The 19,027-nt window shown below is 57.9% G+C and carries 18 protein-coding genes; 9 read left to right on the top strand and 9 right to left on the bottom strand.

The genetic code is table 11. From position 1 onward, the window contains the following. Positions 1 to 670: 670 nt before the first annotated feature. The 4 genes from G5221_RS08855 to G5221_RS08840 form a co-directional block, all read right to left on the bottom strand. A complete protein-coding gene (locus G5221_RS08855; protein ID WP_421254363.1) occupies positions 671 to 1,957 on the bottom strand; it encodes a winged helix-turn-helix domain-containing protein in 1,287 nt (428 codons plus the stop codon). A 621-nt stretch (positions 1,958 to 2,578) separates the two neighbouring features. After that, positions 2,579 to 3,682: a leucine-rich repeat domain-containing protein gene (locus G5221_RS08850; protein WP_421263115.1), complete on the bottom strand. Its 1,104-nt coding sequence runs from the start codon at positions 3,680 to 3,682 to the stop codon at positions 2,579 to 2,581. Between the two features lie 856 nt (positions 3,683 to 4,538). Next, the gene (locus G5221_RS08845) at positions 4,539 to 5,036 is read right to left on the bottom strand and encodes a GNAT family N-acetyltransferase (RefSeq protein WP_421263114.1); all 498 of its coding nucleotides are present in this window, start codon (positions 5,034 to 5,036) and stop codon (positions 4,539 to 4,541) included. Between the two features lie 130 nt (positions 5,037 to 5,166). Beyond that, positions 5,167 to 5,988: an HDOD domain-containing protein gene (locus tag G5221_RS08840; RefSeq protein ID WP_201937502.1), complete on the bottom strand. Its 822-nt coding sequence runs from the start codon at positions 5,986 to 5,988 to the stop codon at positions 5,167 to 5,169. 169 nt (positions 5,989 to 6,157) lie between these two features. On the opposite strand from G5221_RS08840, the gene G5221_RS08835 reads away from it, so the two are divergent. Next, positions 6,158 to 6,421, top strand: a complete 264-nt coding sequence (locus tag G5221_RS08835) for a hypothetical protein (protein ID WP_042658108.1) — start codon at positions 6,158 to 6,160, stop codon at positions 6,419 to 6,421. 42 nt (positions 6,422 to 6,463) lie between these two features. Here G5221_RS08835 and aphA read toward each other — a convergent pair whose 3' ends face one another. Beyond that, complete coding sequence (aphA, locus tag G5221_RS08830) at positions 6,464 to 7,228, bottom strand: acid phosphatase AphA (protein WP_421263113.1); 765 nt, start codon at positions 7,226 to 7,228, stop codon at positions 6,464 to 6,466. A 112-nt stretch (positions 7,229 to 7,340) separates the two neighbouring features. Further along, entirely contained in the window at positions 7,341 to 8,009 is a 669-nt protein-coding gene (locus G5221_RS08825) for an ATP-binding protein (RefSeq protein ID WP_421263133.1), read from the bottom strand. Positions 8,010 to 8,175: 166 nt separating this feature from the next. Here G5221_RS08825 and G5221_RS08820 point away from each other — a divergent pair, with 166 nt between their 5' ends. The 8 genes from G5221_RS08820 to G5221_RS08785 all read left to right on the top strand — a co-directional run bounded on the left by G5221_RS08820 (position 8,176) and on the right by G5221_RS08785 (position 15,674). Then, positions 8,176 to 9,495, top strand: coding sequence for an MFS transporter (locus tag G5221_RS08820; protein ID WP_421263112.1), 1,320 nt, complete (start codon positions 8,176 to 8,178; stop codon positions 9,493 to 9,495). A gap of 144 nt (positions 9,496 to 9,639) precedes the next feature. Then, entirely contained in the window at positions 9,640 to 10,362 is a 723-nt protein-coding gene (locus tag G5221_RS08815) for a MarC family NAAT transporter (protein ID WP_288728861.1), read from the top strand. A 159-nt stretch (positions 10,363 to 10,521) separates the two neighbouring features. Further along, positions 10,522 to 10,725, top strand: coding sequence for a hypothetical protein (locus G5221_RS08810; protein ID WP_005342922.1), 204 nt, complete (start codon positions 10,522 to 10,524; stop codon positions 10,723 to 10,725). 182 nt (positions 10,726 to 10,907) lie between these two features. Then, the gene (locus G5221_RS08805; RefSeq protein ID WP_041209699.1) at positions 10,908 to 11,111 is read left to right on the top strand and encodes a hypothetical protein; all 204 of its coding nucleotides are present in this window, start codon (positions 10,908 to 10,910) and stop codon (positions 11,109 to 11,111) included. 262 nt (positions 11,112 to 11,373) lie between these two features. After that, positions 11,374 to 12,270, top strand: a complete 897-nt coding sequence (gene murQ, locus G5221_RS08800; RefSeq protein ID WP_421250820.1) for an N-acetylmuramic acid 6-phosphate etherase — start codon at positions 11,374 to 11,376, stop codon at positions 12,268 to 12,270. Between the two features lie 96 nt (positions 12,271 to 12,366). Continuing rightward, positions 12,367 to 13,821, top strand: coding sequence for a PTS N-acetylmuramic acid transporter subunit IIBC (gene murP / locus G5221_RS08795; RefSeq protein ID WP_421263111.1), 1,455 nt, complete (start codon positions 12,367 to 12,369; stop codon positions 13,819 to 13,821). Positions 13,822 to 13,923: 102 nt separating this feature from the next. Then, entirely contained in the window at positions 13,924 to 14,997 is a 1,074-nt protein-coding gene (locus G5221_RS08790; RefSeq protein ID WP_421263110.1) for a porin, read from the top strand. Between the two features lie 41 nt (positions 14,998 to 15,038). Beyond that, positions 15,039 to 15,674 carry a DUF2057 family protein gene (locus tag G5221_RS08785; RefSeq protein ID WP_421263109.1) on the top strand — a complete coding sequence of 212 codons (636 nt, stop codon included), beginning with the start codon at positions 15,039 to 15,041 and terminating at the stop codon, positions 15,672 to 15,674. 68 nt (positions 15,675 to 15,742) lie between these two features. On the opposite strand, the gene G5221_RS08780 is transcribed toward G5221_RS08785, so the two are convergent. From G5221_RS08780 to G5221_RS08770, 3 genes are all read right to left on the bottom strand, one after another. After that, on the bottom strand, positions 15,743 to 16,606 hold the full coding sequence (locus tag G5221_RS08780; protein WP_005342915.1) for an SIS domain-containing protein: 864 nt from the start codon (positions 16,604 to 16,606) through the stop codon (positions 15,743 to 15,745). Positions 16,607 to 16,638: 32 nt separating this feature from the next. Further along, a complete protein-coding gene (gene tldD / locus G5221_RS08775; RefSeq protein ID WP_337073124.1) occupies positions 16,639 to 18,087 on the bottom strand; it encodes a metalloprotease TldD in 1,449 nt (482 codons plus the stop codon). Positions 18,088 to 18,220: 133 nt separating this feature from the next. Further along, positions 18,221 to 19,027 (bottom strand): carbon-nitrogen hydrolase family protein, encoded by an 807-nt coding sequence (locus tag G5221_RS08770; protein WP_421263108.1) that lies wholly within the window; start codon positions 19,025 to 19,027, stop codon positions 18,221 to 18,223.

The raw sequence follows: 19,027 nt of genomic DNA, 5'->3' as shown, positions 1-19,027 counted from the left end.
TGTGGCCACCCCTCCCTGTTCTGCCGGCGCTGTTCGCCTGTTCCCCTCTGCGCCATTACCCGCTATCCCATGCCGCACGCATAGGCCCCGTCACCCCACTGGCCCGGTATGCGCACACCAGCGACATCGAGTCGGGAACCGTCACCCTACCGCCACCCGGATGGCCTACCTCTGCCGACCGGGGTGCTCCGCCGAAGGGGTCCATCCATTCGCGCTCGGCGTCAACCCCCCTATCCGGGGAGTCCGGTATCTTCAGCGGCGGCGGAGTGCGGCTCCTGACTGCCGAGTGAATCCCCGGTTCGCACCGCTAAGCTGAGGCTATCCATCCGCAAGGCACCCTCCGGCCCCCTTACACCCGCATTATCCGCAGAGCCTGAGGCCCATCCCTGTTTGACCCTTCATCCCGCTCCCGCTCCCCTCCCTACCGCCAGGCCACGCCCGGCCTCAGGGCTATTGTGTTGCAGCATAGGGTCCAGCAACAAGCGCGAGCCGGCCGGCACTTCACTTAACCAGGGGGTTCAGGGCGGTGGCGAGGAGAGGGGGCATCAAGGCAAAAGCTGGTGGCACGGCAAGTGCTGAAGAAAGAAAAGGCTGGCACAAGCCAGCCTTGGTGGGATAAGTGACAGCGCAGCCCTTGCCGAGAGCCCGCCGGGGCATCCGGGCAGAGCGCTTATTCTGGCGCCCTGCGCGACAGCATCAGAAAACCGCCATGCACGGTGGAGGCATGCAGCACTTTTTGCGCCTCCAGGGTGTAACGCAAGTGCTCCTCTTCGCTGGTCATAATGCTCATGACAGCCGCCCGATAGGGGGTCAGCAGCTCCGACTCCAGCGCCTTGACGTGCACACTCTGCAGATGGGCTTTCATGACGTAATCGGGATAGCGGCCGTTGATCTCCGTCAGCCTGCCATCACGGGTTTTGAGGAGCGTCAGCTCTGCCATCTCCTCACCGGCTGGCGTCACCAACGAGACCTCCTGCACGAATTCGTGGATCGGCGCACCATACCCCTTGTGTCTGACCTGCATCGCCAATACGGGATGTTCTGTCCCATCACAAGGCGCATAGAAATTGACGTTGTTGTAATACCCCTCCCCCATGGGTGCCGGAAAATCACGGAAGGGGGGCACAGAGAGATGCTGTGCGATGCACCTTAGCTGAGGCTCCAGCGACGCATCATGCTGAACGAAATAGACCTTCTCCCACAGGGGCCGATCGCCTTCATAAGAGACCAGCGATATCAGGTGGTCGGCAATCATCATCCGGTATTCGCTCTCCGCCGACTGCGCAGAAGCCTTGTCAATCATCTCCAGAGTGGCGCTGGAAATCGGCGGATTGGCCCCATCCACGCGATAGATGATGCCGTGCCGGGTGGTTATCTTTTTGGTCAGATAGGGCAGGCTCTCTTCTTCCGCCAGCAGAAACCAGCCAGCCAGAACAAGCAGACCTAGCAGCCCAAGCAGCAACGAGACCATGATGCCACGCTTGCGGATAACCCTGCTGCGGTGCCATGCGGGTTGCAGCAAGGGGGGCTCGTCAAACAGATCGCGGCCTGTGTCCGTTTCATCAACCAGCTCTCCGACCAGCGCATCATGGGTGACAGTGTCGGGGGCGTCGTCAATGATCAGCTCCTCTTTCAGGATGGTCAGATCCATCATGTAACCCACTCTGGGCACGGTACGGATAGAGTCCATCACCCCCAGGGACTCCAGCTTGCGCCGGATCATCAGGATATTTTTATTCAGACCCGCGTCGCTGCTTTCACTGTTGTTCCACAATGCAGAGATAAACTCCTCTCTGGACATCACCTGCTGGGGGTGTTCACAGAAAAACTCCAGCAGTTGGCACTCTTTCTGGCTTAAATGTACTTCGCGGGTAGCATCTCCCCTTTCTTTGACCAGACAATAACGCGATGGAATAAAGGTGATGTCATCACCAATGTGATAATTTATTTCCAGCATGATGCTCATCAATCAGCAAACTTGAATGTGACTACCACCCCAAAAAGCAGGATTCATTAGCCACCCCTTTACATACCAGCCAACCGCTATATTCGAAATAGATCTCAAAAGCAAAATATATGTCCAATACAGCAACTATGACTACCAGTATATACACCAGCGTTTTTATGTACTTTATAGGTATATTTATGTAGTCCAGCTCATAGTTTTTCTTCGGCTTCCATCCCGATGATTCAGTTGGCTTAGGGAAAAGAACATCCACATCAGCCCTTTTACGAAACATTTCGCTACCTTTTGGCAATTAAATGGAGCGAAAATGTTAGCACTGAAAGCCCATGCGGTTAAATTACGATTAATTTCATAAAAATACCCTTAAAAACATAGAGATAAGAGCATCCATAACAACAAAGCCCCCATCCAGGGGGGGCTCGTGACCGTGATTTTATCTGATCAAGATGCAAATCTGAATGAACATTAAAGATGAATCATATCCGCTTGATTCACGTCAATTTTGTTTTCCATACCCTGTCCGGGATGGTCTCTCTCTTCCTCATTTAGTTAAAAAAAATGGCACTACCTGCCGGGAGTCATGGAGGTAGTGCCATAAAAGCCAGCCGCATATTAAGGCTGGAATACCTGCTGCACAACGCTACCGCTGGCAATCACCTTCTTGTTGCTGCTCTCGTAGGACCATGTCAGTGAATTCTGGCCTGCCCCTTCCCATACCAGCAGGTTGTTCGTCTCGTCATAGCTGCCGGGCGTCGCCCAGACAATCTCTGGTACCTCGTCTTGCGGAGTGCGCAAAACGATCTTGAGCCATTTCCCCTGCACCGTATCCGCCATCACCACATGTTGATTCTTCAATGACACACTGGTGTTGTCGTGCAGATAGGCCAGCGGCCGAGTGTTGCTGATGTAGTTGTCATCGGCAGTCAGCTTCGCCAGATAGCGCGGCCCATGCACTATCTTCTCGAGGTCATCCAGGCGACACCCCGACACATCCAGCTTCTGCAAAGCAGACAGGTTGGCCATGCCGGACCAATCCGCCATCTTGTTATTCGAAATATTCAGACCAACCAGGGTCGCAGGCATAAACTCCAGGGTGGAGATCTTGGCTGATGCCACCTCAAGCTGCTTGAGCTTGCTCATCTTTCCCAGCGGGGATAGGTCATCTATCGGGTTATCGCTGACGGACAAGGAGGTCAGATTCATCAGATCCGCAATCGGGCTCAGTGAATCAATCCCATTTCCCGAGATATCCAGCATGGTCAGCGTAGATATTCTGCCAAGTTGATGGATATCAGCGAGACGGTTGGCCGCTATTTTCAGCGTGGAGAGCGGCAGTTCACTGATTGCGGAAATATCACTGATATCGTTGTCCGTCACATCCAGTGAAACAAGATTGGTGGCAAACTGTAACCCGGTCAGGTTCTCGATATGTTTACCGACAGCATTGAGACTATCCAGCGCCAGCATATCCTGAGTCGTCACAGGATCTGCCTCAGCAATACCCAACGCAGATTTGACCGCGGCTTCCATATTCTTGTCAGGAAAATTGATAATCTCTGCATTGACTGCATCTGTCAGGAGTTGTTCATTATTTTCGGAAGGCTGCAACTGGATATATCCATTGCGATTATCGGCTTCATGTTCTGACACTGTGCCGGCAATGGCGGGGACAGACAGCGCCATTGAAATGGCAATTGCCAAGGTCGTGTTTTTCATTATTTACGTCTCTCGGTTTGTTGATTGCTATAAAACCCTACCGAAAATAGATTTCATGAAAAATAAAAAAATCGAGACATATTCATTATTGTGATCACCAACTGCTTATATTTTTAAATTACAAATAATTATAAATAATTTCGGCCAATACCATCCGTACATTTGCCAGATATTGGGTGAGCAAGGTTTATCACAGACCACAGGTTTCAGGTTGGTGTACATGAGCATATGTAATGACTCCTGGCGTAGCGCTCTACATCATTGGCAGCCAATAGCTCAATGAGCATAAGGGAGCCGCACAGATCGTCATGAGGCACGCTTTTTCCACCTATGCGAGATGAGGCCTCGCAACATCGCTGATTGGAAGGCTGCCAGAGCAACCTTGACAGACAACCTGCTGCAGCGGCTAACGGGATCTCGACCCAACCAAACTGATAGATGAAATAATCCCTGCCACCTCACGTCCATGACGCAGTGAAAACGACAACACAGCCCATTCCGCTGGCTGAGTTATCACCACCAGAGGAGAGGAAACGGCTCACTGGCCAAACGCTCTATGCCGGCCACCAGCAGAGAGCATTTTGACTGAGCGGGGTTTAGTGTGGGGTAAAAAAATAAAAAACACTTAACCAAAACAATTAAAAATATAATAATCAAACACTTATATGAATGCGGCGAGTCTTCCATCGAAGACCTCAACTGATCCTGCCTGCCCTCCGGCAGCGCCCGATGCAGACAGGCCGCAACTCACGGCGGCCTCTTTGCTTCTCTCACGCCTTTAGCCAGACCCGGCCTCTTGCTTGTCACTCAGCCTGACAGCCACCTCGCCATTCGCTTTTCAGCTCTCTGACCTTGATCACTGCTCCAGCAGCAGGCACTCATCGGCATCTTCGCTCAATTTGACCAGTCGACTGTGCACCAGCCCCAGCTTGGCCAGCAGGCCGATGGATCGCTCGTTACCCGGAGTGACGATGGCAACTACCTGCCCGATCCCCAACCGGCTTTTGCCATCGGCAAGAGCGGCCTGCGCCGCTTCAATGGCGTAGCCCTGACCGCGATATTGCGGCAGGAAGGCGTAACCGATATCGACCTGCTCCAGGGTATCGCGCTTGATCAGACCGCATATACCGAGGCTGGCACCGTCCTCTTTGCGCTCCACCAGATAGAGCCCGTGACCATAGCGGGCATAGCTGACTGCCGGCCCCTGCTGGATATACTCCTGCGCCTGTTCGAGGGTGCGAATGCCCCGATCACCGATGTAGCGATAGAAGTCACCGTCATTGAGCAGCTCAAGGATGAAGGGGGCGTCGGTGGCGATCATTTCGCGCAGGATCAGGCGGGAGGATGCAATCATGGCAAGGGCTCTCAAACGGAAAGTGAAGGGCAAAGAGTGCCCCGTCACTCCCGGGCTGGCAAGCCTGTGGCACCATCACTCATACAAAAGGGGCCGCAGTGCGACCCCTGACGAGATGGGAGAAACGGGCTCAGGCGGCCAGCAGTCCGGCATAGCCGTTGCCCTGCTCGCGCAGCGCAGTGAACTGGGCAGCGCAATCGGCCCAGCTCAGCCCCAACGCATCTGCCACCTTGTGGGGCCACTCAGGGGGCGCCTCTTCCCCCACATCGGACTGGGCCGCCAGCACAATGGCCAGATGGATCAACCCGGCCTCGGCGGAAAATACCTTGGCCAGCATGGGATTGTAGTGATACTCCACCGCATTGCTGATGGTATCGGGAAACTTCCAGTAACGAGCCATGGCCGCCCCGACCTGGGCATAGTTGAAGCCAACCACCAGCTCTTCTGCCTTGGCCCGCCCCTTGTGCAGCTCCAGATCGTGAATGTGGTGGACAGTGTTTTCAGGCAGCCCCACGTGCATCACCAGCCGGCCAAGATCGTGCAGCAGAGCGCAGGTAAAAACCTCATCTCCCTTCATCCCTTTCTTCACCGCCAGACGGCGGGCCAGTTCAGCCACGTTGAAGACGCAGCCCCAGAAATGTTTGAGATCAATGCCGGGCACGGCCTTGACCGATTCGGTGAGCCCGCAGGCCAGCACCATGTTGCGCACCATCGCCAGTCCAAGCCGCACCGCGGCTTCATTGACGGTGCCGATCTGACGACTGCTGCCGAATTTGGCCGAGTTGGCCAGCCGCAGCAACTTGGCGGAGATGACAGGGTCCTTGTTGATCAACTTGCTGATCTTCAGCAGATCCGGATCCTTTTCATTGAAGGTCTGGATCAAATCGCGCATCACTTCCGGGATCTGGGGCAGTAGCTTGGGCTCGGCCAGCAGGGAATCTATCGTGGGCATAGGCGTGTCCATCCATGTTATCTGTGTTCCAACCTGTTTGCCTTGGCAAACTCTTCCTAATTATGGGTAACAAATGGCCTCCTCATCGGATTGTTTATTCGCTGGCCATTCAAGGTGTTAGTCACATTCAGGCTATACTGGCCGCCACATTCACTGTTGCGGATATCCCATGAACGACACTCAGGAATTTTTTGACGAAGAGACGCTGCTGGAGATGGTGGAGAACCAGCTCAACGATGGTCACCCTCCCCATGTGAAGGCGACCCTGATGCGGCTGGTGATGAAGGGCACCCCGCGGGAAGAGGCGTTGCAATATATCGCCTGCGCCCTAGGGGCCGAGCTGATGGCGATGGAGGCCGATCAGGGCCCCTTCAATCTGACCCGCTACGGCGAATTCCTCGACAGCCTGCCCGAGATGCCGTGGGCTGACTGATAACCGGAGCTGACCAAGGCGCTACGCCTTTGCATGACTCCTTCAAAACAGAAGGGCGGGCGCCAATGGCCCCGCCCTTGTTGTATGGATCCGCTCCGGATCAGAACTGGGAGTTGATGACCACCTCTTCCCCCAGCGCCCCTGCCAACGGCAGTGGTCGATAGCTGGAGTTGGCGGCCCGCAGCAGCCGAATGCCGCGAATGCCGACCTCCTGCGCCGCCTTGATATCACCGTAGAAGAGCGCCATCGGCTTATCCTTGAGCCACTGCACCTTGGTGTTCTGCCCCGCTGGCCACCGGCGAAGATCACCGGATTGAGCTGGTCGGCCGGAATATTCATGGTCTGCTGCAGAGTCTGGCTCACGGTTTCGGTCTTGGTGGCCGAGCGACCGGTGACGAAATAGATGTGGTCACCACGCTTGAGATGCATGGCGATGAGCGCCTTGCCAACCTCTTTCGGTATGCTGAACGCATCCCAGCCGTTATTCATCTTCTCCCAGAAGGCGGAGTTCTTCAGATAGCTCTCGTCGTTGGGTGAGAACTCCTGCTTGCCGCGATAAAAACCCGGGCTGGAGAAGAGCAGGGTATCGTCGATATCAAACCCGACTGCCATCGGGGGCAGGCCATCCAGACTCTTGGCAATCTGCTCCACTGACACCCAGTGGATCGGCGCCTGCTGGGCCAGAGTGACGGTGGTGACACCGGCAGGGATAGGCTGAACGGTAGCGGCTTGACCCGCCACGGCAGGCTGAGAGAGGGCGGCAGCCAGCAAGGAGGCAAGCAGCGCCGGACGAGAGATGTGTTTCATAAGGCAGGTTGTCATCTTCAATCAAAAGAGGGGGCCAATAGTGCCCCCATCCCGCCCTTCAAATCTGTGAAAGCTCCTGCAAAAGGGAGCATTTGACGCCCGATAATTAATCCTAGATTGGCAGCAGATCGGTAAAGACAAAGCCGTCGCGCACCACTGTCTCGCCGACCCGAATGCCGAGCGGACGGGAGAACATGGGGCCATCATAGGCCAGGGTGTGAAACTCGCCGTTCTCGCCGCACGGATCGACCCCCGCCGGCAGCGCCGCCAGCAGTGCCTCGTCAAAATCGTGGCCACCCAAGCTGGCATCCAGCTTGTTCGGGTCGAGAACACTGATCCGCGCCTTCAACCCAGCGGCCACCATCTGCGACGCCAGTTCACGGGTATTGCTGCCCCACAGCGGGAACAGTGGTTCGATGCCGGTGCCTGCCAGCTGCTTTTCACGGTAGGCGCGCACATCCTCAAGGAACAAGTCGCCAAAGGCCATATGGCGGATCCCCTGTGCCACCACATCGGCGATAAAGCCGGTCATGATGCGGGCGTAATCCTCGTTGCTGCAGGGCCAGGGCAGATCGATGGTGATGAGGGGCAGCCCGACGCAGGCGGCCTGTTCGGTCAACAGCTGCTTGCGCACCCCGTGCATCGCCACCCGCTCGAATGCCTGATTGAGGGTGGTAAACAGCCCCACCACCTCGATGGCGGGATCCTGCCGCAACTGATGCAGAGCCCATGCGCAATCCTTGCCGCTGCTCCAGGAGAGCAGTACCCGTTTCTTTTCCATCATTCCTCCGCCAGCGGGGCACTCGGATTGCCCCAAAAAGATGCAAGACAGTGTTGCGAATTGCGCGATTTACACACAAGAGGCAGGCAGCATACTCTCGATCACCTGTATATACCCCTTGTCCGGGGTGACAATAACTAAAAAAACCGATGGGAAACATACGGATATGACCACGACCACACAACAACACGATCACGCCCGCCCCCTCAATCGACAGGATTACAAAACTCTGAGTCTGGCTGCCCTCGGCGGTGCGTTGGAGTTTTACGACTTCATCATCTTCGTCTTCTTCGCCGTGGTCATCGGCGAGCTGTTCTTCCCGGCCGACATTCCCGAGTGGCTGCGCCAGTTCCAGACCTTCGGCATCTTCGCCGCCGGTTATCTGGCCCGCCCGCTCGGCGGCATCATCATGGCCCACTTTGGCGATCTCATCGGTCGCAAGCGGATGTTCACCCTCAGCATCATCATGATGGCGCTGCCGACCCTGTTGATCGGTCTGCTGCCTACCTATGCGGTGCTCGGCATCGGCGCCCCCATCGCCCTGCTGGGACTGCGGATCCTGCAAGGCGCCGCCATCGGCGGTGAAGTGCCGGGCGCCTGGGTGTTTGTCGCCGAGCACGTTCCTGCCCGTCGGGTCGGGGTCGCCTGCGGCACGCTCACGGCGGGATTGACGGCCGGCATCCTGCTCGGCTCCCTCATCGCCACTGCGGTCAACAAGAGCCTGACCCCGGCCGAAGTGAGTGACTGGGGCTGGCGAGTGCCCTTCCTGCTGGGCGGTATCTTCGGCATCGTCGCCATGTACCTGCGTCGCTGGTTGCACGAGACCCCGGTCTTCGCCGAGATGAAGGCCAACAAGACCTTGGCTGACGAACTCCCCCTCAAGTCGGTACTGCGCAACCACAAGAGCAGCGTGGTGGTCTCCATGCTGCTCACCTGGCTGCTCTCCGCCGGTATCGTGGTGGTGATCCTGATGACCCCCACCTATCTGCAGAAGGTCTATGGCATCAGCCCGACTGACGCCCTGACCGCCAACTCGCTGGCGATCATTGCCCTGACCCTCGGCTGCATCGTCTATGGCCGACTGATCGACCTGCTGGGCAGCGGTCTCACCTTCATGTTCGGCTCCCTGCTGCTGGCGGGCTCCAGCTACGCCTTCTATCACGGTCTGGCGGCCGGTACGAGCCAGCTGGTACCGCTCTACATGCTGGCAGGCTTTGCGGTCGGGATTGTCGGCGCCGTGCCTTACGTGATGGTCAACGCCTTCCCGCCGGTGGTGCGCTTCTCAGGTCTGTCGTTCTCCTACAACGTGGCCTACGCCATCTTCGGCGGCCTCACCCCGATGGCGGTGACCCTCTGGATGAAGAGCGACATGCTGGCCCCCTCCCACTATGTGGTAAGCCTGTCGGTGCTGGGTTTTGCCATCGGCCTCTGGCTCTGGTTCCAGCAACGGGCCATCCGGCAACAGAAAGCGCCGCAAGCGGCCTGAACCGAACATCAAGCCCCGGTATCTGCCGGGGCTTTTTTGTACTGCTTATGTTCAGTTTCGCCAGCATAAGATAGCCTCCCTCTTGAGTCAGGTGACCACCTGGATCAAGGTATTCCCATTCATCCCTGCTACCCGAGGCTCAACATGTTCTTTCAGGTCGTATTTCTCGCCTTGCTGGCGCTGCTGCCCATGGTCAATCCCCCCACCACAGCCACCCTGTTGCTGGGGCTGAGCAAGGGGATGTCGCGCGAACACGTGCGCCGTCAGGTCAATATGGCGGCCATCTATCTGTTCTGCACCCTCTGCATCACCTTCTTTATCGGATCTTCGATTCTGGATCTGTTCGGGATCTCCATCCCGGGTTTGCGCCTGGCCGGGGGGCTCATCATCGGCTTTATCGGCTTTCGCATGCTGTTCCCCGCCCCCAGCCAGCAGAGCGGGGTCGATATCAACCAGAGCATCGCCTTCGTACCACTCACCATGCCCAGCATGTGCGGGCCGGGCACCATGGCGCTGGTAATAAGCGGGGCAGCCCAGATTGCCGAGCTGCCTGACGAGTACAACCGCCTCACTATCTATGGCGCCATGGTCACTGCATTTGCCCTGATGAGCCTGATCAGCTGGGGAGTATTGAAGCTGGCGGATCCGGTCTGCAAGATCCTTGGCGCCACCGGCATCGATGCCATGACCCGCATCATGGGCTTCCTGCTGGTCTGCATGGGTATGCAGTTTTGCATCAACGGCATCAAGGAAGTGGCACAGGATCCGGTCTTCCACGGCGGCCAGACCATGCAAACCGCACCGGCGCTACCGCAGGCTTCCGGCACGTTTGATCAGTTGCCGCAAAAGCCCGCCAGCTCTGATTGAAAACGGTATCAAAAAGTCCCTGACGATCTGCACTGATCTTGTTCCTGATCATGTTACTGACACAAAAATGGGTTAGTTTGTTTTTTATACAGACTTTATTCAGACGGACGCTGATAGGTTTGTTGATGAATACCCACTCAACTTCAGGAGAGTATGCAGATGGACAAGATGCTGACCGAAATAGGGAGCCATAGCCTGTTTCACGAGTACCTGAACGTGGTTGGGATTGCGAGCCCATCCCTCGCCAAGATTGAGCAACACTGGGAATATAAAAAGCGGGAGCAGCTGGTCGCCAAAATCCAGATCGATAAGCAGGGCAATGCCCGTTACTTCATCGATGCTCGCGCCATATCCATCAACTGATACCGAATAACCAGCCAGCCCCGGTCCACTGACCGGGGCTTTTTGTAATCTGAGCTCCCATACTCCCCGACCCGCTGCATCGCTGTTGTTGCACGAAAAGCCTGTCTGTTTTTTGTACAGCACTCATTCAGCTCGACATGGCTATCTTGTATCTGCCCCCCTTGTTCCAGAAGAGTGCCCATATGACCAAGATGCTGACCGAAATCGGCAGTCATAGCCTGTTTCACGAATACCTGAATGTGCTCGGCATAGCCAATCCAGCCCTTGCCAACATAGAACAACTGTGGGAACACCGGCAGCAAGAGAGGCTGCTCGCCAAAATCCAGATCGACAAACAGGGCAAGGCCCGTTACTTCATCGACGCCCGCGCCATCTCGGTCAATTAACACCGATGATTCTGCAAGCCCCGGCCTACTGACCGGGGCTTTTTGTTGCATTCCCATCAAGCAGGCTAGCCAATCCCCCTGTCACCCCCTCTTCTCTCCATACTCCTCTAATGGAATTTTATCTCCTTTAAAAACAAAATAACTGGAATAATTAATTATGCGATGCTGATCTCATAATAAAAATCAAAAATCGTTCATGATGGCCAACATCAAAAAAGATGATTTACGCCGGGAATGGCGACGACCTGAAGTAGAGGAAGCGATGACCATTGACCTATCAAGCATGATTACCGAAACCCGCAATCCAGCCAGCATCGAGATCGATCAGCTCCCGACGCTGGATATGCTGCGGATCATCAATCAAGAAGATCAACACGTTGCAGTGGCTGTAGGCCGACTGCTGCCCGAGATCGCCAAGGCGGTCGATGCTATTGCTGCGGCATTTGGCAAAGGCGGCCGCTTGATCTACATCGGGGCAGGCACCTCCGGGCGCCTCGGCATTCTGGATGCCAGCGAATGCCCACCCACCTACGGTGTCTCTGCCGAACGGGTCATCGGCCTGATTGCCGGGGGCCACAAGGCCATACTGCAGGCGGTGGAGAATGCCGAAGACGATGCAGAACTCGGTGCCAACGATCTTAAAAACATCCACTTCAGTGCCAACGATGTACTGGTGGGTATCGCAGCCAGCGGGCGAACCCCCTATGTGCTGGGCGCCATGCAGTATGCCAGGAGCCTGGGTGCCACAGTGTGCAGCATCAGCTGCAACCCGGGCAGCCCGCTCGCCAAAGCGGCCGACATAAGCATGGTCGCCGTGGTCGGACCCGAGATAGTGACCGGCTCCTCCCGCATGAAAGCGGGCACAGCCCAGAAGCTGATCCTCAATATGCTCTCGACCGGTGCCATGATCCGCACCGGCAAGGTCTACGGCAATCTGATGGTAGATGTGGAGGCGACCAACGCCAAACTGGTGGAACGCCAGAAGCGCATCGTCATGGAAGCAACCGAATGTGACCGTGGCACGGCCGAGCAGGCTCTTGCCGCCGCGGATAGCCACTGCAAGACCGCCATCGTAATGATCCTGGCCAATATCTCCGCCAGCGAAGCACGAGAGCGGCTGAAAAGCAGCGGCGGCTTTATCAGCAAATGCACAGATTAATCGGCCGACCGCACATTGGCCGCGCCAGCAATGGCGACAGGATAACAACATAAGCGGGGGCATCCGCCCCCTCACATCAGACTGACCGGGTTCTTTATGGCAAAAATAACTGATTCCATGATTGGCCAGATCATCCAGGCCATCGGCGGCCGGGATAACATCACCAACTGTGGCCACTGCATGACCCGCTTGCGGCTGAGCCTGGCGGACAGCCTGCATGCCGATCGCGATACTATCAAACGGATCGCCGGGGTGATGGGGGTGATTGAAAGCGACAACCAGTTCCAGATCGTGCTTGGTCCGGGCAAAGCCCAGACCGCCTGCGAAATGATGAACGGTATGCTGAGTACGGACGCTGGCATCCTCACCGCCCCCCGCCCGCAACCTGCGGATCTTGGCGACATCGCCGCCGCCAACAAGCAGGCGCTGAAGCAGAAGCAGAGCAGTGCGGCGCACCGCTTCCTGGCCAAGTTTGCCACCATTTTCACTCCGCTGATCCCCGGTTTTATCGCTGCGGGTCTGCTGCTCGGCTGTGCCACCCTGATCGAACAGACCCTGTTGCTGGAAGGACAGCAGACAGGGGGCATGCTGGCCGAATTCGTCGGCTACATGAAGCTCTTCAGCAAGGGACTGTTCAGCTTCCTCAGCATCCTGATCGGCTACAACGCCCAGAAGGCGTTTGGTGGCTCCGGCGTCAACGGTGCCATCATCGCCTCTCTGTTTGTCATGGGTTATGACCCTCAGGCCAGCAGCGGCATCTACTCCGGTATCACCGACTTCTTCGGCCATCAGATCGATCCCCGCGGCAACATCATCGGCGTGCTGATCGCCTGCATCATAGGCGCCTCGGTTGAGCGCCAGGTTCGCCGCTACATGCCGGACAGTCTGGATATGATCCTCACTTCCTGCATCACCCTGCTGATCATGGGAGCCGTCACCTTTATCCTGATCATGCCCCTCGGCGTGCAGCTCTATAACGGCATGTCCTGGCTCTTCATCAACCTCAATGGCAACCCGTTCGGTACCGCTATTCTGGCTGGCCTGTTCCTCATCTCGGTGATGTTTGGCATCCACCAGGGGTTCGTTCCCGTCTACTTTGCGCTGATGGATGCCCAGGGCTTCAACTCCCTGTTTCCTATCCTGGCGCTGGCCGGTGCCGGACAGGTAGGGGCTGCGCTGGCGCTCTACAGCCGGGCAGGCAAGGATTCCCTACTGCGCACTCAGGTGAAGGGCACCATCATTCCGGGCATTCTGGGGGTCGGTGAGCCGCTCATCTACGGCGTCACCCTGCCGCGGATCAAACCCTTTATCACGGCCTGCTGCGGTGGTTCGCTGGGGGGCTTCGTGGTTGGCCTGATCTCCTGGCTGGGTCTGCCGGTCGGCCTCAACACCGTCTTTGGCCCCTCCGGTATCGTCGCCCTGCCGCTGATGACCTCCGCCCAGGGGATCTTCCCCGGCATGATGGTCTATGCGGTCGGCCTCGCCGTTGCCTACCTCGGCGGCTACCTCTTCACCCTGATGTTCGGCTGCAAGAACGTCGATCTGAGTTAATCCCTCCTCCGGATTTCTAGCCAAGGTCTGGCCCCGAGCAATCGGGGTCATGGCCGAACTCATCCCGGCTCTGGCACAGAGCCCGTACAGGAACGATAAAAAATGAAAAAATCCATGCTTGCTCTGGTTCTTCCCGCACTGCTCGGCACAGGTTCCGCTCATGCGGCCGTCATCTATCAGGCTGACGATGGCTCCAACGTCGACCTCTACGGCCGTCTTGGCTTCAATATTTCCGACAAGAAGAGCGGCAATGATCAGGGTGACTTCGATGGCCGTATCGGCTTTACCGCCCGTCAGACCGTCAATGACGATGTCGCAGTGATCGGCATGGCGCAATATCAGGTCAATGCAGCCGAATACGCCAACAACGTGCAGAAGAACAGCAGCGATCTCACCGCCCGTTACGTCTGGGCAGGGATTGATGGTGGTCAGTGGGGCAAGGTGACCGGCGGGCGCGTCTCTTCCGGCCTCATCATGTTCACCGATATCGGCGATGTGTTTGCCGCCTCCGACGTCTCCATGGCCCGTCAGGCCAACAAGGTGGACTCCACCGCCGTGCAGGTGTTCCGTCAGGATGGCACCCTGCAGTACCAGAACACCCTCGGCAATCTGGATCTCTCGCTCGCCTACATCCTTGGTAACGGTACCTCGGATCTTGATTACGGCTACAACAGCGCCCTGCGCTACACCTTCGATCTGGGCAATGCAGGTAAACTGGCTCCAGTCGTGGCGTATCAGCAGACCAAAGCCGCCCAGAGCAGTGGCAGCAAGGTCGATCCCAATGCCGATGAGTATCGCTTCGCCGGGATCGGTACCCGCTACTATCTCGGCCCTCTGATGTTGGGTGCCCTCTATAGCAAGGATCAGGTGACCTATCGCGATGGCCGTGCCGACAGTGAAGACAAGGTGTGGGAACTGACCGCGGTGTATGACATCAACCAGAAGTGGGCGGCCCGCGCAGGCTATCGTCACCTCGTCAACGAGGGTGGCGACCAGATGGCTCTGCGCGATACTACGCTGGAGCTGCAATACAAGCTCACCCCGCGATCTTCCCTCTACAGCGCCTATGTGATCCGCAATGGTGAAGATGGTCTGGCTGGTAGCACCATCACCAGCTTTGGTGGCAGCAGCAACAGCGAGAGCTTCTACCACCTCGGCCTGCGCTACGAATTCTGATCTGGTTGCCGGCCTGCGGGCCGGCTCCTTCATGGAGTCTTATGATGGCACGATCCTCCCTGCTCTCTCCCCTACTATTATCCCCCCTGTTTGCCCTGCTGCTCAGTGTACCGGCCACGGCCGCCCGACTGGAGCTGGCCGATACCCTCACCCTGCTCGCCTCGCCACAGGGCAAACCCTCGGCCTTCACCCGGATCATTGAGCTCCCGGCGGGAGAGTCCCGACTGCTGGTCCGCTTTGACAGCCCAAGTGACCCTCGCTCCACCAACGAGAGCCAGGGACGCGTGACCTCGGCTCCTCTGCTGCTCACCCTTACAGCACCATCACAAGGGACGCTGCAACTGACCACCCCGGTGCTGACCAGATCCTCGGCTATCCGCCAGTTTGCCGCCAGCCCGGCCCTGCTGCTGAGTGACGACAAGGGCACCTCACAACCGCTGGCACTACAAGCCCTGCCACGCAACCAGGATGGTCTGGGCACCGATTACCAGGCCCTGCTGGCGAGCCATACACCAACAGCAAGTCCGCCCCCCATTTTCGCAACACAAGCCGCAACTACCATTCATACCGCTTCGGCACTTACGCCGGAGCAGGCGGATGCCACCCTGCGGGAACTCTATCTGGCGGCCGATGCCAAGCGGCGTAAAGCCTTTATCCGCTGGGCCCTTGACCTCTAGCAGACAACAAAAAACCACCTGTTCAGGTGGTTTTTTGTTGTACGGATGATACAGAGGCAGAGCCGACCTCACTCCTTGTTGAGTCGGTCGATGGCATCCCGGGTACCGTCAATCAGGGCCCAGGCTCGCTCGTCTCTGCGCTGCACCAGGCCGAGGAACAGGATGTCGGTAATGGTGTTCTGGGCGGTACGGGAGGAGATGGAAGAGATACGCAACTCGTTCTCCTCCGCCACCGTATCCAGCACCATGTCGGCCATCTGGCGCAACTGGGTTTGCCGGAACGAAGTCACGGCAATCAGGGTGGCACCATTGCGCTTGGCCAGCTCGGCCGCCGCCAGCACATCACGGCTGGCGCCAGAATAGGAGATGACCAGTTGCACATCACCCGGCCCCAGGGTCTGGGCGATGGAGATCTGCACATGGCTATCCTGGGCAAACAGGGTAGTTACGCCGATCTTGAGCAACTTGTACCAGAGATCCTTGGCAGTCAGTGCCGAACCGCCAATCCCCACCAGCTGCACCCGCCCGGCGCCATCTATGGTATCGAGTACCTGCTTCAGCAGAGCACTGTCGAGGGCCTGAGTGGTCTCGACGATGGAGTTGATCTTCTCCTGCGCCAGCTTCTTGGCCATGGTCTCCAGATCATCGTCCCGCCCGATGCCATTGTAGAGATCACCGACATTGTCGGTCTTGATGGCATGCTTGCGCCCCAGATCCTCGCTAACCGCCAGCTTGAAGGCGGTGAAGCCCTTGAACCCGATCTTCTGGGTGAACTTCACTATGCTCGACTGGCTCACCTCCGCCTGCTGGGCCAGCTCCTGGGAGGAGAAGCGAGTCACCTGCTCCGGGCAGGAGAGGATGTAATCGGCAATCTTGAGCTCGCTAGGAGAGAGCTGGCTCCGGATATTGGATATTTTCGACAGGGTAAGCATGATTTCTCTCTGTTCTTGTGCTGCGTCGAGGCTTACTGGGTGCCACCCACGGTGAGCTGATCCAGTTTAAGGGTGGGTTGGCCGACACCGACCGGCACGCTCTGCCCCTCCTTGCCGCAGATGCCGACCCCGCGATCCAGCGCCAAGTCGCTCCCCACCATGGAGACCAGGCTCATCGCCTCGGGGCCGTTGCCGATCAGGGTCGCGCCCTTGATGGGGGCAGTGATCTTGCCATCCTCGATGAGGTAGGCCTCGGAGGCGGAGAAGACAAACTTGCCGGAGGTGATGTCCACCTGACCGCCACCGAAGTTGGGGGCATAAATGCCCTTCTTCACCGAGGCGATGATCTCGGCAGGATCATACTGGCCCGCCAGCATGTAGGTGTTGGTCATGCGCGGCATCGGCATGGCAGCGTAGGATTCGCGGCGGCCGTTGCCGGTGAGCGGCACTCCCATAAGACGGGCGTTCTGCTTGTCCTGCAGATAGCCCTTGAGGATGCCGTTCTCGATCAGCACGTTGTAGCCCCCCGGCGTCCCCTCGTCATCGATGGAGACTGAGCCGCGCCGACCCGGCAGGGTGCCGTCATCGACGATGGTGCAGTGTTTGGAGGCCACCTGCTCGCCGATGCGGCCGGCAAACGCGGAAGATCCCTTGCGGTTGAAATCCCCCTCCAGACCATGACCCACCGCCTCGTGCAGCAGCACGCCAGGCCAGCCGGAGCCCAGCACCACCGGCATGGTGCCGGCTGGCGCGTCGATGGCTTCCAGATTGACCAGCGCCTGACGCACCGCTTCACGCACATAGCCAAAGGCGCGGCTCTCCAGCCCGTCCAGTTCGAGGAACCAGTCGTAACCAAAGCGGCCGCCGCCACCGGCACTGCCACGTTCGCGGCGATCGCCCTTCTCGGCGATCACGGTCACCGACAACCGCACCAGCGGACGCACATCGGCGGCCAGGGTGCCGTCGGTCGCAGCCACCAGCACCTCTTCGTAGACACCGCTGATGGAGGCCATCACCTGATTGATGGCAGGATCCAGACTTCTGGCGAACTTGTCCATCTGCTCCAGCAGGGCGATCTTCTGATGCTTGTCGAGGGTCTGCAGCGGATCCATGGCCGGATAGAGCAGGTTCGCTTCGGTACGGGCCCACGCCTTCACCTTGCCGTGAGCACCTGCTGCGGCGATGCCTCGAGCGGCAGTCACCGACTGTTGCAGCGCCAGCAGGCTCAGCTCGTCCGAGTAGGCGAAACCGGTCTTCTCGCCGCTGACGGCGCGCACCCCGACCCCTTGATCGATGTTGTAGCTGCCATCCTTGACGATGCCATCTTCCAACATCCAGGACTCGTGCCAGCTGCGCTGGAAATAGAGATCGCCGAACTCCACCTGATGGCTCATCAAGCTGCCGAGCAGCTGCTGCAGGCGCCCTTCATCGAGGTCGTTCGGGGCCAACAGGGAGGCACTAACCTGGCTCAATAGACTCAATCTTCTTCTCCACTCTCGTAACGAGCTGTTTTAAATCGTCTTGCCGACGGGTTGGCAACAAGCCACACCATCACAACAAACGGGCATGCTCCAGCACGGGCAAACGGCTGCGTTTCAATTTTTCACCACACCATCAGAACAAACGGGCGTGTTGCAGCACTGGCATGGTGCGTTTCAATTCGTCGATAAGCCCGGGCTCCATCTGCGCCAGCACTGTGCCGCGCCCGGACTCTTTGCTCGCCAGCACCCGGCCCCAAGGATCGATCACCATGCTGTGGCCCCAGGTCTGACGCCCTGTCTCGTGGGTACCACCCTGATTGGCAGCCACCACGTAACACTGGTTTTCGATGGCGCGAGCCCGCAGCAGCGGCTCCCAGTGCGCCTCGCCGGTCACGGCGGTAAAGGCGGCAGGCACCAGCAGCACGCGAGCTCCAGCACGGGCCAACTGACGGTAGAGCTCGGGAAAGCGCAAATCATAACAGATCGAGAGGCCGAGGGGACCAAACGGGGAGTCCACCAGCACAGGTGCATCCCCCGGGCTGAAGGTCTCCGACTCCCGATAGCGGCCGTGATTGTCCGCCACATCCACGTCGAACAGGTGGATCTTGTGGTAGTGGCCCCTGAGCTCACCGCTTGGGTCAAACACCAGCGAGCTTGTGTGGATATGGTCGGAACCTTCGATGGTGGTCGGCACAGCCCCGGCCACCAGCCAGATGCCGTAATCTCGGGCCCATTCGGCCAGCTGCTGCTGGATTGGGCCCTCACCTATGGTCTCGGCCCCATCCAGATAACCCTGCCGCTCGCCAAACAGGGCAAAGTTCTCCGGCAACAGCACCAGCAGCGGCCGCTCTTTGGGCAAGGCGGCCAGCTCGGCGGCGATCTGCTCCCGGTTATCCTGCCAGTGACGGCCAGATACCAGCTGTATTGCGACTAACCACAT

The organism is Aeromonas sp. 602200, assembly GCF_049173895.1.
In the GTDB taxonomy this organism is placed as follows: Bacteria; Pseudomonadota; Gammaproteobacteria; order Enterobacterales; family Aeromonadaceae; genus Aeromonas; species Aeromonas veronii_A.
This window is presented reverse-complemented; position numbering and strand designations above follow the sequence as displayed.

Excerpts from the sequence above, each read along its gene's own strand:
- G5221_RS08855 (WP_421254363.1), bottom strand. The coding sequence starts at position 1,957 with ATGCTGGAAATAAATTATCACATTGGTGATGACATCACCTTTATTCCA.
- G5221_RS08850 (WP_421263115.1), bottom strand. The coding sequence starts at position 3,682 with ATGAAAAACACGACCTTGGCAATTGCCATTTCAATGGCGCTGTCTGTC.
- G5221_RS08845 (WP_421263114.1), bottom strand. The coding sequence starts at position 5,036 with ATGATTGCATCCTCCCGCCTGATCCTGCGCGAAATGATCGCCACCGAC.
- G5221_RS08840 (WP_201937502.1), bottom strand. The coding sequence starts at position 5,988 with ATGCCCACGATAGATTCCCTGCTGGCCGAGCCCAAGCTACTGCCCCAG.
- G5221_RS08835 (WP_042658108.1), top strand. The coding sequence starts at position 6,158 with ATGAACGACACTCAGGAATTTTTTGACGAAGAGACGCTGCTGGAGATG.
- aphA (WP_421263113.1), bottom strand. The coding sequence starts at position 7,228 with ATGAAACACATCTCTCGTCCGGCGCTGCTTGCCTCCTTGCTGGCTGCC.
- G5221_RS08825 (WP_421263133.1), bottom strand. The coding sequence starts at position 8,009 with ATGGAAAAGAAACGGGTACTGCTCTCCTGGAGCAGCGGCAAGGATTGC.
- G5221_RS08820 (WP_421263112.1), top strand. The coding sequence starts at position 8,176 with ATGACCACGACCACACAACAACACGATCACGCCCGCCCCCTCAATCGA.
- G5221_RS08815 (WP_288728861.1), top strand. The coding sequence starts at position 9,640 with ATGTTCTTTCAGGTCGTATTTCTCGCCTTGCTGGCGCTGCTGCCCATG.
- G5221_RS08810 (WP_005342922.1), top strand. The coding sequence starts at position 10,522 with ATGGACAAGATGCTGACCGAAATAGGGAGCCATAGCCTGTTTCACGAG.
- G5221_RS08805 (WP_041209699.1), top strand. The coding sequence starts at position 10,908 with ATGACCAAGATGCTGACCGAAATCGGCAGTCATAGCCTGTTTCACGAA.
- murQ (WP_421250820.1), top strand. The coding sequence starts at position 11,374 with ATGACCATTGACCTATCAAGCATGATTACCGAAACCCGCAATCCAGCC.
- murP (WP_421263111.1), top strand. The coding sequence starts at position 12,367 with ATGGCAAAAATAACTGATTCCATGATTGGCCAGATCATCCAGGCCATC.
- G5221_RS08790 (WP_421263110.1), top strand. The coding sequence starts at position 13,924 with ATGAAAAAATCCATGCTTGCTCTGGTTCTTCCCGCACTGCTCGGCACA.
- G5221_RS08785 (WP_421263109.1), top strand. The coding sequence starts at position 15,039 with ATGATGGCACGATCCTCCCTGCTCTCTCCCCTACTATTATCCCCCCTG.
- G5221_RS08780 (WP_005342915.1), bottom strand. The coding sequence starts at position 16,606 with ATGCTTACCCTGTCGAAAATATCCAATATCCGGAGCCAGCTCTCTCCT.
- G5221_RS08770 (WP_421263108.1), bottom strand. The coding sequence starts at position 19,027 with ATGTGGTTAGTCGCAATACAGCTGGTATCTGGCCGTCACTGGCAGGAT.